Genomic DNA, 13,185 nt, shown 5'->3' on the forward strand with positions numbered 1-13,185 from the left:
ACGCAAATATAAAAATGAAGTTGAATTTCCAATGATCTAATTTGTGTATTTTTTACGCTAATTAGACAATCGCTTGACTATGAGTAGAAAAGATCGGAGTGATAGCCCCGTTCTTTCAGCTCGAAATACTTCTTTTTGTTGAAGCGATAGAGTTTTGCGGGTCGGCCGGCCTTGCGTTGCAGGGTTTTGTTTACTTCTTCCAGGAAACCGAGGGCCATGATGCGTTTTTTGAAATTGCGCCGGTCCAGGTCGTTGTCGAGCAGCACCTGGTAGAGTTTTTCCAGGTCGGAAAAGGGAAACTCCTTGTCCAGCAACTCGAACCCGATGGGCTCGTACACGATCTTGCCCCTCAATCGCTTGATGGCGGAGTCGATGATGTGCTTGTGGTCGAATGCCAGCCGGGGAATGCGCTTGATGTTGAACCAAGCCACATCTTCGGCGTCGGTTTGCGCGGAGAGCTGGTAGTCGCCGGGGCGTACCAGGCCGAAGTGGGCTATGGAGATCACGCGGTTGCGCGGGTCGCGGCCAGGCTGACCAAAAGAATAGAGTTGTTCCAGGTAATTTAGATCGATTCCCGCCTCCTCTTGCAACTCGCGGCGCACGGCTTCTTCCAGCGACTCCTCGTTCAGCACGAGTCCTCCGGGCAACGCCCACGACTTCTGGAACGGTTCGTATTTCCGTTTGATCAGCAGCACCTGTATGCCCTCTTCCGGGCTATAACCGAAAACGACAGCGTCGACCGAGACTTTTATATCTTGCTTCATGACGTGGGGGCCTATTTGCGTACAAATAACACAAAAATCGTCATGCGAAAAAGGAGGGTTACTTCTTATACACAATTTCGCCGCCAAACATCGTCCACAACACTTGCGTGGTCTTTACGTCTTCGGCAGAAACTGCGAGCACGTCCCGGTCAACCAAAACCAAGTCGGCTTGTTTTCCAGGTTCAATGGAGCCGATGGTGGTGTTCCACAACACTTTGGCTGCGTTGATGGTGTAGGCTTTCAGCATCTCCGCCCGGGGCATGCTTTCGCGAATGTTTAGAACACCTAGTTTTCCCTGGCGCGTTTCGGCAACGTATATCGCTTCGAACGGATTCGCCGAGCTCACCGGCCAATCGCTGGCGCCCGCTATAACGGCACCCTGGTCGTGCATGGATTTGGCGGGATAGTGAACGTTGAATAGCGCAGAATCGATGTAGGGCTTTACCAATTCGACTGTATACGTATCGGCCGTTGCCCAAAGGAGTTGATAGCTCGCGAGGACATTGAGCGCAGCGAAACGTTTGAAATCAGAAGGCACCACCAATTGAAGGTGTGTGATGGAATGTGCAAGCTTGCTGTTCCCATTGGTGGCGCGGGCATACGCGAAGGCGTTCAGGGCTTCGGTCACTGCCCGGTCCCCAATGGCGTGCACATGCACCAGCAATTGTTGGTGATCTGCTTTCGCCACAAAGTTTTTGAACTTGACCGGATCGAACATGAGCGATCCATATAGACCGGAATTTTTATAGGGTTTAGAAATCGCTGCCGTTTGTGTGGGATATTCCAACACACCGTCGGCAAAGATCTTAAAGCCCAGCACCGATAAATCCTTTACGCTATTGAAATGTTTTTGAAGAGCTTTCACTACGTCGATCTGTTTTTGAACATCGTCGTTGCCTTCAGCGACTACCACAGCGGCCACGTGTGCCGTGAGCTTTTTTTGCAGGGAAAGTTTTTCATAGAGTTGCAAATCGCTGTTCTGCGCGCTGCTGGTGGAGCCCGTGGCCGGATCGAGCCAGGCCGTGATGCCCAGACTGTTCAGGTGTTGAACGCCTGCAATCGCTGCTTCATAGGGATCGACCGGACTGACGGATAAAACTTTTCGAATAGTATTGAAGCCGTCCTCGGAGATGCGCCCATTGGGTTCGCCTTTTTCATCGACACCAAAATAAGGTTGCTCATCTTTGGTTAGGGCTGCGATGAAAGCACGGTTCACACCGGCACGTTGCAGCATCACCCGATTCACCCACGCGGTGTGTCCATCCGAGCCCCGAAGCACAACCGGTTGTGTGCGATAGGCATCGGCGTTGAATAGTGCATCCAGCTCATTTGCATGTGCCCACGTGGCGCTATGCATGCCCTCTATTAGTATGACGTCGCCCCGCATGCCTTTGCGCGTCTTCAAAATGTTTTCTGCATAGGTGGCCAGTTGGGTTGTCTGCAACCAAACGTCGCCGAGGTTGGCTGCGCTGAGACTTTTGCCGCCGCTGAGGGCGTGGTTGTGGCTGTCGATCAACCCGGGCAACAGAAATTTTCCTTGCAAGTCAATTTTCTCCGTCTTGCCTTTCAAGCTTTTTTGAACGTCCGCCAGCGATCCCACGGCGATGATCTTGTCGCCCGAAAGGGCCACGGCTTCGGCAAAGGGTTGGTTCGGGTTGGCTGTAAAGATCTTTCCGTTGAACAGGATTTTTTGTGATGGAATATCTTGTGATGCGAGCGGTCCGCTCAGAAAAATAGCCAGGAATAGGAATGGCAAATGTCTATACATGCATCAGGTTTAGGTTCCCGAAGATAGGGAAAACACCATTATCTCCACCCATGCGGTCCGCTGCCGATTTCCTTCTTAAGTCTTCTGAAGAAATATCGCAGCGCTAGAAATCCGAGAAATGCAAAAGGTATCAGGATGAGGCCCAACCAGGCAAATTCTTCGTACCGTAAGGTCTTATGAGGAGGTTCGGTAATCTTGCCAAACAATTCGGACAGATATAAAATAATCACTACGGAAACAAAAAGGGTGAATATCAACAGAGCACAGTTTACCAGGAACGAAAAAAAACCTTTCATCTTCTAATTTTAATAATTGGAACCGCCGCTCCAAAGCTGGAACAATTTATCGCGAGGGAACCATACCTATTTTTTAAAGGCACGCGTAGGCTGAATCATTCGACGAAGCGCTTATTGCCCTCTCTTCTTTAAACTTCTGATAAAACGCCTGAGGATAAAAAAGTCAGCCGCAGCGAAGGTCAGCATCACCAGCCCCACCCAGGTGTAGCCTTCATAAGACAAATTCTTATATCCCGGATGGGCAATTTTATTGCTTAAGGCCCAAATGTAAAGGGTTATCAACAGCCCCGTAAAACAAAAAAAAATCACCAGGCCCAATTTAGCTAGTCCTCGAAGTGGCTCATTCATAACGTAAGATCTCCAAAAAATTCGTTAGTCCAAGAACTGCAATTTTTCTAATCCCAAATTCCTCATTTCATGAAATTACCTTCAGGCTACTGTTCATTTTTGATCAGCCCGATGTACAGATTTGACTATTCAAGAACATAAAAAAGCGAAAGCAGGCCGTCCAGGAGCTCGCTTTCGCGGTTGTTAAATTTGGTAAGCCATTTGATTTACGGTTGGCGAAACACTATTTCACACATGAGAACGCTGATCGCCCTTATTCTTTGGTGCATGTTGTTTGTCCTTTGCTGGCCCATCGCCTTGGTGGTGCTTTTTCTCTTTCCTTTGTTTTGGCTTCTGCTGCTTCCCTTCCGCATCCTGGGATTCACGCTGGAGCTGGGCTTCAAACTGGTCGGTGCCATTCTGCTTTTTCCGTTTCGCGTGTTCCAGTGAATGAGTGGCAATGGTGGTGCTTTTTCTAATGCCCGTCTGCGCTTGCCGTTGATCCAAAGGCTTTCACCATGTTGATAAACTCGATGCGGTGCCCTTCCGTGTCATCGCCTTTGGCACCCTGAGCCATTTGTATCACTTTGCCGTATGCGAAATCGTTCACATATTCCGACTCCCTGAGCAGCATGCCGAACGAGGCCACAGAAGCTGACCAGCGGAAATTGTCGGTAGTATTTGCCAGTGGTATGTTGTCGTCCACCAGAGGGTGCACAATGAGCTTGCTCACATCTTCGTCGGGTTTTTTATAGCGCAGTTTGATGGTCAGCAATTCTATGGAAGTATTGGCCGACGGATTCACCTGCGTGGTCTGGTATTTCAGGTCGTCTATTTTATAGAACTCGCTCTCCACACCCACGGGGATGATCTCATATAAAGCCGTGACAGTATGGCCCGAGCCCAGTTCGCCGGCATCTTCTTTATCGTTGTTGAAGTCCTCGCTTTTCAGCATCCGGTTTTCATAGCCGATGAGACGGTAGGCTTTTACTTTTGCGGGGTTGAACTCCACTTGCAGCTTCACGTCTTTGGCGATGGTGAACAACGTACCGCCGAATTCATTCACGAGCACCTTGCGCGCTTCAGTGATGTTGTCGATGTAGGCATAGTTGCCGTTGCCTTTGTCGGACAAGGTCTCCATTTTGGAGTCTTTGTAGTTGCCCATGCCAAAACCCAGCACGGTGAGGAACACACCGTTTTTTCTTTTCTCTTCGATCAAAAGCTCCATAGAAGCATTGCTGGATTCGCCGATATTGAAATCACCGTCGGTGGCCAGGATCACGCGATTGTTGCCGCCGGCCTTGAAATGTTTCTTAGCAATGTCATAGGCCAATTGGATGCCGGCACCGCCAGCGGTTGAACCACCAGCCTCGAGATCATCAAGGGCTTCGATGATCGCTTTCTTGTTAGCACCCGAGGTGGGTTCCAATACCAATCCAGCCGCGCCGGCATAGACGACAATGGCCACGTGATCTTCTTCCCTTAATTGCTCCACCAACATTTTGAAAGACGTCTTCAGCAAGGGAAGCTTGTTGGGTTCGTCCATGGAACCCGACACGTCGATGAGGAACACGAGGTTGGAGGGCGGCAGATTGTCGGTCGCGATTTTCTTTCCTTGCAGACCGATGTGTACCAGTTTGTGTTTGGCGTTCCAGGGAGCGGTCGATATTTCGGTGATCACAGCAAAGGGATCGTCGCCTTTTGGTTGATCATAATCGTAGTCAAAATAATTGATCATCTCCTCGATGCGCACGGCGTCCTTTGGAGGGCGCTGGCCATTGTTGATGAAGCGGCGCACGTTGCTATAGGAAGCCGCATCCACATCGATCGAAAACGTGGACAGGGGATTCTTCAACGCATCTTGAAATTTATTTTCGGTTATGGCATCGTATTCTTCGGTGTTCGATGGCGTTTGTTGTTCTTCAAGTTCCGCCGAATCCCTGCTCAATTCCAGGGTTGCAGACCCTTGCCTTGTTTCACATGAGAACATCCACATGACGATAATGATCACATAAAAAGACACAATGAAGCGTTTCATAAAATTTTGAGTTTAAGATTATTAAAAGCTAAAAAATATAGACGTCGTCTTCGGGTGTTGTGGTGAACTAGCGGGATGATGTGCGCGCCAGACGTAGTTTTCTAAATCGTATATCGTACAGTACGGCCGCGATCAGCAAATACAAAGGCCAAAGGTAGGTGAGCGCTATCAGTACTCTCCCTGTGGCGTGCCACCCGGTGGCAAGTCCTTTTAACAATTCGTCACCCAGCGTTAATTCTTCCTTTGCTTTGAGCGGTGTGGTCAGCGTTTGATAGAACTCCAGCTCGATGGTGCTATAGCTCACCTGGTCGCGCAGAAAGTTGATGCGGCTCACGGTGGCCTCGATGTCTTCGTGCAACTCCTCGATTTTCTTTTCGGCGTCGAAGAGTTCCTCTAGCGTGCCCGCCTTTTTGCGGAGGATCTCGGCATAACGTCCCTCCACTTCGCGCTTGGTCTTGAGACGCGACTCCAGGTCTACAAATTGTTTTGAAACATCATCGGAAGTGACGTCGCGAAAGTTTGTGTAGAGCGCTTGCTGATCGATATCTTTCAACAGGGCCGTAAAATATTCGCTTCGCACGCGGATGGAGAGTTTATTTTCCAACAACGGATTCTCAAGATGCAGGCTCGACGAAGCAATGTAGGCCGGATATTTTCGAATGGCCATTTCAATCGCCTCCGTACTTTTCTTCACACTCTCTACCTCGAAACGATACTTAACGGATTTAACAAGTTTGGTGTAGCCATCAGAATACAGATCCACATCATCGACTTCATTCATCGCCAGCTGATTGGCCGCTTTGTCCGCCGCAGCCATTTCGGAAGATGCGGTATCCACGTCTCCGGTTGTTGATTCTTGCCTTTTTGGCTCACAGGAAAACATCGACATAATCGTTAGGATCACATAAAAAGACACACTGAAGCGTTTCATAAAATTTTAGTTTTAAGATTATTAAAAGCAAAAAAATATAGACGTCGTCAGCCAGGCCTGCAGGACACTTGCGGACAGAGAACTCAGAAAAGAAGAATCAGAAAATTAAAACCGTGCGGCGAAGAATGCCGTCGGGTGGAAGAGAACAGAGCCTCCCGGAATCGGGAAGCTCTGAAAGTTTACAGGTAGGTGTGTGCTTATTGTTTTGCGGTAGAATCGCCAGCCACAGGGGCTTGAGCAGTAGTATCGGCGGGAGCAACCGTTTCAGTAGCGGTAGTGTCCGTCGTTTCAGTAGCCGTTTCAGTTTTAGGCTTGCATGCTCCTATCGTAACCGCAATGGCCAGAACAGCAAAAATTGTTTTCATTGCATTCTTCATAGTTTCTAGTTTAAATTTTCCCTTCATACCGCGATTTCCGGAAGGTCACCCACGCAGAAAGATCTTTTTCTTTGGGTTACCTTCGGGGCGACTTTGTATAAAACCAACCTTACGTAAAACGTGGCCTATTATTTCGACGAGCTGATTGTTTCAGAGATCCGGAAGAAGAACGAGGGGGTGCTCCGGGAGCTTTATAAGACCCATTACGCGATGATCGTGAACCTGGTCTGCACCAACAGCGGCACCGAACAAGAAGCCAAGGACATTTACCAGGAGGCCGTACTCGCCTTTTATGAGCGGGTGCAGCAAGCGGATTTTATCCTGACCTGCAAGATCAAGACCTACCTCTATGCTGTTTGCAGAAGGCTGTGGCTCAAGCGATTGCAAGCCAAAAAGCGCTTCCAGGGCAGCCTCGAGGAAACGGAATCGTTCCTGGGCGCCGATGAGGAGGCACTCAACGCAGAGGAAAAGGAAAAACAGTTTGCGGACATGAAAACTGCGCTGGAGGGTCTTGGAGAGCCCTGCCGCAGCATTATCGAGGATTTCTACATACACGACCTTTCCATGGAAACCATCCGCGAAAAGTTCGGGTATACCAATGCCGACAATGCTAAAAATCAGAAGTACAAGTGCCTCCAACGCTTGAAGAAATTGTTTTTTGACGCCCATAAAGACCACTGAAAATATGAACACCGAACAAGATCTGCTGGACCGTTACGCCAAAGGCGCCCTTTCCGCCCAGGAAACGGCCGCCCTGGAAGAGCGGATGAAGCAGGACCCCACCTTCCGGGAACAGGTGGAAAAGCACCTTTCCCTGATCCATGCCCTCCAATTTTATGGCGAACGCTCCCGCCTTCTCAAAACCCTGGATGACGCCCACCAGGAAATAGAAACGCCCGAAAAAGTCGTTCCCCTGGCCCGACCCGCCGGTTGGAAACGCTATTGGATGACCGCCGTGGCTGCCTCCGTGGCCCTGATCAGTATTTTAGGAACACTGTTCATGACCCGCTCGCTGGATACCAAACAAACCGCCATCTATAAAGAATTGCGCCGGACCGTGGAACAAATCAAAAAGTCGCAAAAACTGATGATGGAAGACATGGCCGAAGTGAAGGAGAAACCCAATCCCTCGCCAGAGGCCTATGCCGGCACAGGTTTCCTTATTTCCTCGAATGGCTATGTGGCCACGAGCTACCATGTGATCAAGGAATCGGACTCTGTTATAATAGAGAACGCCAGATTTGGACGCCTCAAGGCCACCATCGTTCACAGCGACCCGGCCAATGACGTTTCCATTCTAAAGATCGAACAAAAGCTCGATGACCTCGCGCAACCACTTCCCTACACGCTGTCGATGAACGAAGCCAATCTGGCCGAAGATGTCTACACGCTCGGATACCCCCGCGAGGACATCGTGTTTGGCGAAGGCTCGGTTAGCGCGCTGACCGGCTTCAAACAAAATCCCAATGCCTATCAGGTGTCGGTACCCGTAAACCCCGGCAACAGTGGCGGTCCGTTGTTGAACACAAAGGGCGACCTCGTAGGTGTGATCAGCGGCACGCAAACCGAAACCATGGGTGCTGCGTTTGCCATCAAATCCACCGTGCTCATGGACGTGATCGGCCAGGTGAACGTGGACAGCGCGGCGTTGCCGTTAACACTGCCCAAGCAGAACACCATGAAGAACAGCACACGCGTGCAGCAGGTGAAACGTTGGAAGGATTTTGTGTTCATGGTGCGCGTGTATAAGAATTAGATCTTTTTTTGAAAGAATACCACGATACGGCTACCGGCAGACTTTTCCGGTGGTCGTATTGCATTTAGGGTGAGTGTGTTAGCTGAAGAGAAGGCGTGATCCCTGAAAGCATGGATTGTAGATGCCCACGTGTTGTTCTAATTTGGTCGCCCTGAACATCGAAACCTATCGTTATGATACCGCGCGCCAGAACTTACCGGCTTGTTGACTCCAGAATCGTTTTCATTATCACCCTGCTGGTGATCGCGCTAACGATCGTGGGCGTTTACTTGTGGGGACTGGGAAGTCACCATACGTTTTTTGAGAATTCATTTTTATCTACCACCATTTTGTCGGCGGCTTTTTGCTCTTTCATCACGGTAGGGCTATTCCATGGCATAAAATTAAAAGATAACGTCGGCCGGATCACCGACAAGATCAAATCCGAAGAGCTTCCCGAAATGCCGGATATTTCCCCAACGGAACCGGTCGTAGACATAGACGATGATTTTGGTGGAATGATCCTGGGCATTGTCATCAACATCTTGCTTTGGATTGTTACTGCGGTGTTGCTGGCCGTGGTGTTGTGGGTGTTCGGTCAATTGCTTGTCATTTCATTGCTCGCCTTTGCCGCCATGCTATATTGGATCTTCTTTCGCGCGTTGCGACTGGTCTTCAAAAATTCCAGACACACCAAGGGCGATCTACCCATGAGCGTGATCTACGGCGTCTTCTATACGTTCTTGTATAATTTCTGGATCTATGGCCTACTCTTTTTAGTTGCCTTTTTTAAAGGGACTTCAAAAATGCCTTTTTAGAATTCAGATAAATAAGGCAAAATTCCTTTCCATTCCTTCCGGCATCGGAAAAGTGCTTTTATATTTGCAAAGCATTTCACCTGATCGCATTCATTTAAACCGCGGGAGAAATTTTATGCTGGTGCTCACTTTACATATCACCCTCTAGCCGCCACGGTAGTTCTTACCGGACCTGGACAGCTATATCTCAATCAAAAAAAATTTTTAGTTCAATTTAAATCGCGGACGTACGTCTGAAGAAAGGCGCTATTCATGCCCGTTTCATTGCAAAACTTTGTGATGATTCGCTGGCGTTAAAGCACCATGTCTTCTATTGGCGTCCGCTCAAAATCCCTATGGGCAAACACAAACTTATCCTTCAAGATATGAAGGGCATACATTTTCCTTCGGATGTGATCAGAAGCCTGGCGCTAAACATCATGAACCGTCACTTCAAACACACGCCGATCGAAGAAAAATTAAATCAGATTACCGATGTGCTGGAGCATCCAGAAAACTATCGTGATCACGAGTTGCTCGGCATCATCGCATTAAAACTCTTGTCGAAAGAATCTACCGAAGCCTTGTATGAAGCTTACGATCTGGACGAATTGCCAAAACCTTTCGAGGTTTTCGGTCACAAACACATCGAACGCAATGCGCTGCAACAAATGGAGGTTGCCATGCGCTTGCCTGTGGCGGTGAAAGGCGCGGTCATGCCCGATGCACACCACGGCTTTGGTCTCCCCATCGGCGGGGTGCTGGCCACCGAAAACGCGGTGATCCCCTATGGTGTGGGCATGGACATCGGATGCCGTATGGCGCTGACCATCCTCGACCTGCCAGGAAGCCACGTGCTGCACCACGACTATGTTTTGAAAAAAGCCTTGGGCGACTACACGCATTTCGGCAACGACGGCGGACTGGATTTCCGGCAAGAGCACGAAATCCTTGATCACCCCGGTTTTCAAAACACCGAGCTGCTGCGAAAGCTGCATGGCAAAGCAGTACGCCAGTTGGGAACATCGGGTTCCGGGAATCATTTTGTGGAATTCGGCACGGTCGAGCTCAACCTGGAAAATACGCTGGGTATTCCCGGTGGCGTGTATGCCGCGTTGCTTTCGCATTCGGGCTCGCGAAGTCTGGGCGCCAACATCGCGCAACACTACACCCACGTGGCCATGGCCAAATGCAAGTTGCCCGGAGCCGCCAAAAGCCTGGCATGGCTCACGCTGGACAGCGACGAAGGACAAGCCTACTGGCACGCCATGCAGCTGGCAGGCGAATATGCCAAGGCCTGTCACGACCAGATCCATCGCAACCTGTGTCGCGCACTGGGTTTTCAGACGCTCGTCACCGTGGAGAATCATCACAACTTTGCGTGGAAAGAGTTGGATGAGGATGGGCGTGAACTGGTCGTGCATCGAAAGGGCGCGACGCCGGCACAGGAGGGTGTGTATGGCATCCTTCCTGGGAGCATGCTCTCACCAGGATACATTGTTCGTGGCCGCGGCAATGCGCTGTCCATAAATTCAGCAGCCCATGGCGCCGGTCGCAAGATGTCGCGTCAAAAGGCAAAAGATTCCATCACCATGAGCAGTGTGAAAAAAATGCTGCAGGCGGAAAAGGTCACCCTCATCGGCGGCAGTCCGGAAGAAGCGCCGGGTGCGTACAAAGACATCGACACGATCATGAAGAGTCAGGGCACCTTGGTTTCGATTGAAGGAAAATTTTATCCACGCGTCGTGCGAATGGCAAAAGATTAAATAAAAAAATCCCGGACCTATCCGGGATTTTTTTTTATGCAACGCATAACGCCATATACGCCCACCCATGAAAAGGAAATTGCTCTTTACGCGGATAGTTCATTTTCAATTTACTGAGGTCGGGGATGGATTTAAAAAAGATCTGCACGTCGTCTTCGTATAGTAACGAGTCGTTTTGGTTGCGCAGTTTAACCAGGGCATAGTAGGGGTGATGGTCTTCGAATGGCAATTGCCTTGAGAATTTCACGACAAACCAATGCGGATCAAGATCGCCTTGATCTTTCAAAACAATGCGGCTCACAATTTCGCCCTCATATTCGCCGTCGAGCACTTCGGCGAGGCGATGATTGTAAGGATCGTTGCTGAGACGGATCTTCCGTCCGACGTAGTTGTGGGCCCGTATGGAATTAACAAAATACCAGCTTGTCGCCAACGTGCGGCGTTGCAATGTGCCATAGCCGCGTTTTTCGCGGCTGCTGAAATAAATGTCGCGCCAGTAGCCTCTCACCACATTGAAGCTGCTGAGATTTGAAGCAAAGAAAGCGATAATGGTTGCCGCAAAGGGCAGGCTGGAATAAAATTCAAAGTTCGCTTTTTCGGGACCGCGCATAAATCCCACCAGCACATATTCAAAAGCGAAGATAAACGTGAGACCCAACGCCACGTATTTCGATTTCTCCAAAAGTTTCACCTTATCATAGGAGAAGAAGGGAGAATTGTTCAGGCAATTGTTAAGAATGATGATCCACACCTGCACCATGAAGATGAAGAACACCACGAAAAGGAGGAAGTGATCATGCATGATCAGGAAATCGTACAGCCCATGTACCGTTGCGCCCAACATGAAACTGATGGGTACGGAAATCCATGCGCTGATGTGTTTAAACTGGAACCGGCTCACCACAAATCCATACACGACGATGGATGCCGCAATCATGTGACCGATAACCGACAAGTAGGCCCTTCCATGAATAATGCCCGCCGACAAGTTCTGGAAGTAGAGCACGTTCTCCACGAAGGCAAATCCCAACGCGCTGGCCGACGCATAGACAACAAAGTCGATCGGTTCTTTTATGCGTGACGACAACATCATGACCAACAGAAAAGGAAGAAACTTTACGAGTTCTTCCGGTACGCCGATCATAAAAATGGTATAGCACAGGTCGTTCCAAAAGGTGTGGTCCATTTCCCATGGAAAATATAACTCCCGAAAATCACCAAAGGAAAGTACCAGCGGCGTGGCGATCATCCCTCCGCAAAAGAGGCATAGCAGGAGTACCAGGTCTCTTCGCGGACGGAACACGCGCAGATAGCGAATGTAGCTCAGCCACATCGCCGAAATAAGCAAGGCCGCAACAAAGCCCGGCACGTTCACCACGTGGCCAATGGATTGCAGAAGCGAAGTGACATACCCCGTAAAATCGCCCGTCTCCCAGTGCAAACGCCGACGCAATTCGTCCGGGAATAGTTCGGGGGAAGGATCGTATTTGAGCAGTTCCTTTAGCATGGAGAAATTTTTATGCTTCTCATACTGCGTCAAGAGATAGGAAAAAGCCCCCTGGAAATTGCCACCCTTTACATGGAGCTCGCGTTCAAATTGTGCTTCCGCCAACCGTGGCTCTCCACCATCCATGTAGAGCACGCCCCTGCAATAGTGAACATAAGGAAAATCATCACGCTGAACATGATCCAAATGAAAGGTCGCTTTCTTTCGGTCTTCCTTCTTCAAATAGATCGCCCCTAAACCGAAATGGCCGATGGCAGAAGCGATGGTGTCGTTGCTCCGGGCAAGTTGTTCGTATTTCTTTTGCAGCGCATCCAAATCCTCGCTGTATTGCGAGAGGTAGTGAATACGGCGATAATGAAACTCAGGCGATTGTTGTACCAGCCCATGCCAGGTTGTGTCGCCCAATGTTGAACGCGCAACAACGTCGTCTGCAAGGGAAACTTCCGTGGGGGGATTTTTGAAGAAAATATTTACGACTGCGGCCGCACACACCAGGAGCGTCGCGCTGCTCATCAACGCAATGAACAAGGGCGATCGAAAAAAAAGGTTTTTGTTTGAGAGCGCATTGAAACGCCACCCCAGGTATGCACCGCCGATCAACACGATAAAAAAGTAAATCATACCAACACACTTAGCAAAGACGGGACCGTATCAAAAAAAGCTGACTCTGAGAGGCGTATTTTTCTTGAATTAAGTAAAATCCTCTCAAGTCTGCAAATGCTGCTTTTTCCATGCGAGTGGCTTGTTTGTTCCTGAATAATTTATTCACGAGCCAGCAGCCTAAAATCGGCAATTCATTGCTGCTGCGAACAAACGGTATTCGCGAAATGCTTGCGCAAATGCGGAGCCGGTTGTTGCGGGATAAAGTTTGAACGTTAA

General features: G+C 49.5%; 11 protein-coding genes. 5 read left to right on the forward strand and 6 right to left on the reverse strand.

Features of this window, described 5'->3' with window-relative positions; translation table 11 throughout:
- Nucleotides 1-77: 77 nt before the first annotated feature.
- Both BUB30_RS31990 and BUB30_RS31995 read right to left on the reverse strand, forming a co-directional pair.
- Nucleotides 78-764, reverse strand: coding sequence for an NUDIX hydrolase (locus tag BUB30_RS31990; protein WP_073142709.1), 687 nt, complete (start codon nt 762-764; stop codon nt 78-80).
- A 58-nt stretch (nt 765-822) separates the two neighbouring features.
- Nucleotides 823-2,532: an amidohydrolase gene (locus BUB30_RS31995; protein WP_073142711.1), complete on the reverse strand. Its 1,710-nt coding sequence runs from the start codon at nt 2,530-2,532 to the stop codon at nt 823-825.
- Nucleotides 2,533-3,410: 878 nt separating this feature from the next.
- Here BUB30_RS31995 and BUB30_RS32010 point away from each other — a divergent pair.
- Nucleotides 3,411-3,605 carry a hypothetical protein gene (locus tag BUB30_RS32010; RefSeq protein WP_073142716.1) on the forward strand — a complete coding sequence of 65 codons (195 nt, stop codon included), beginning with the start codon at nt 3,411-3,413 and terminating at the stop codon, nt 3,603-3,605.
- A gap of 25 nt (nt 3,606-3,630) precedes the next feature.
- On the opposite strand, the gene BUB30_RS32015 is transcribed toward BUB30_RS32010, so the two are convergent.
- From BUB30_RS32015 to BUB30_RS32025, 3 genes are all read right to left on the reverse strand, one after another.
- Nucleotides 3,631-5,193, reverse strand: coding sequence for a vWA domain-containing protein (locus BUB30_RS32015; RefSeq protein ID WP_084138516.1), 1,563 nt, complete (start codon nt 5,191-5,193; stop codon nt 3,631-3,633).
- A gap of 67 nt (nt 5,194-5,260) precedes the next feature.
- The gene (locus BUB30_RS32020) at nt 5,261-6,124 is read right to left on the reverse strand and encodes a DUF4349 domain-containing protein (protein ID WP_073142718.1); all 864 of its coding nucleotides are present in this window, start codon (nt 6,122-6,124) and stop codon (nt 5,261-5,263) included.
- Between the two features lie 197 nt (nt 6,125-6,321).
- Nucleotides 6,322-6,501, reverse strand: a complete 180-nt coding sequence (locus BUB30_RS32025; protein ID WP_143165172.1) for a hypothetical protein — start codon at nt 6,499-6,501, stop codon at nt 6,322-6,324.
- A gap of 120 nt (nt 6,502-6,621) precedes the next feature.
- Here BUB30_RS32025 and BUB30_RS32030 point away from each other — a divergent pair, with 120 nt between their 5' ends.
- The 4 genes from BUB30_RS32030 to BUB30_RS32045 all read left to right on the forward strand — a co-directional run bounded on the left by BUB30_RS32030 (nt 6,622) and on the right by BUB30_RS32045 (nt 10,799).
- Complete coding sequence (locus tag BUB30_RS32030; RefSeq protein WP_073142722.1) at nt 6,622-7,182, forward strand: RNA polymerase sigma factor; 561 nt, start codon at nt 6,622-6,624, stop codon at nt 7,180-7,182.
- Nucleotides 7,183-7,186: 4 nt separating this feature from the next.
- Nucleotides 7,187-8,257: a trypsin-like peptidase domain-containing protein gene (locus tag BUB30_RS32035; RefSeq protein ID WP_073142724.1), complete on the forward strand. Its 1,071-nt coding sequence runs from the start codon at nt 7,187-7,189 to the stop codon at nt 8,255-8,257.
- A gap of 173 nt (nt 8,258-8,430) precedes the next feature.
- A complete protein-coding gene (locus BUB30_RS32040; RefSeq protein ID WP_073142726.1) occupies nt 8,431-9,054 on the forward strand; it encodes a hypothetical protein in 624 nt (207 codons plus the stop codon).
- A gap of 365 nt (nt 9,055-9,419) precedes the next feature.
- On the forward strand, nt 9,420-10,799 hold the full coding sequence (locus BUB30_RS32045; protein ID WP_245804212.1) for an RtcB family protein: 1,380 nt from the start codon (nt 9,420-9,422) through the stop codon (nt 10,797-10,799).
- Between the two features lie 34 nt (nt 10,800-10,833).
- Here the strand turns inward: BUB30_RS32045 and BUB30_RS32050 are convergent, their stop codons facing one another.
- On the reverse strand, nt 10,834-12,927 hold the full coding sequence (locus BUB30_RS32050; RefSeq protein WP_073142729.1) for a PrsW family intramembrane metalloprotease: 2,094 nt from the start codon (nt 12,925-12,927) through the stop codon (nt 10,834-10,836).
- Nucleotides 12,928-13,185 lie beyond the last annotated feature (258 nt).

Origin of the sequence: Chryseolinea serpens, assembly GCF_900129725.1 — a bacterium.
Taxonomy (GTDB): domain Bacteria; phylum Bacteroidota; class Bacteroidia; order Cytophagales; family Cyclobacteriaceae; genus Chryseolinea; species Chryseolinea serpens.

Coding starts and splice junctions, on each gene's coding strand:
- BUB30_RS31990 (WP_073142709.1), bottom strand. CDS start 764: ATGAAGCAAGATATAAAAGTCTCGGTCGACGCTGTCGTTTTCGGTTAT.
- BUB30_RS31995 (WP_073142711.1), bottom strand. CDS start 2,532: ATGTATAGACATTTGCCATTCCTATTCCTGGCTATTTTTCTGAGCGGA.
- BUB30_RS32010 (WP_073142716.1), top strand. CDS start 3,411: ATGAGAACGCTGATCGCCCTTATTCTTTGGTGCATGTTGTTTGTCCTT.
- BUB30_RS32015 (WP_084138516.1), bottom strand. CDS start 5,193: ATGAAACGCTTCATTGTGTCTTTTTATGTGATCATTATCGTCATGTGG.
- BUB30_RS32020 (WP_073142718.1), bottom strand. CDS start 6,124: ATGAAACGCTTCAGTGTGTCTTTTTATGTGATCCTAACGATTATGTCG.
- BUB30_RS32025 (WP_143165172.1), bottom strand. CDS start 6,501: ATGAAGAATGCAATGAAAACAATTTTTGCTGTTCTGGCCATTGCGGTT.
- BUB30_RS32035 (WP_073142724.1), top strand. CDS start 7,187: ATGAACACCGAACAAGATCTGCTGGACCGTTACGCCAAAGGCGCCCTT.
- BUB30_RS32040 (WP_073142726.1), top strand. CDS start 8,431: ATGATACCGCGCGCCAGAACTTACCGGCTTGTTGACTCCAGAATCGTT.
- BUB30_RS32045 (WP_245804212.1), top strand. CDS start 9,420: ATGAAGGGCATACATTTTCCTTCGGATGTGATCAGAAGCCTGGCGCTA.
- BUB30_RS32050 (WP_073142729.1), bottom strand. CDS start 12,927: ATGATTTACTTTTTTATCGTGTTGATCGGCGGTGCATACCTGGGGTGG.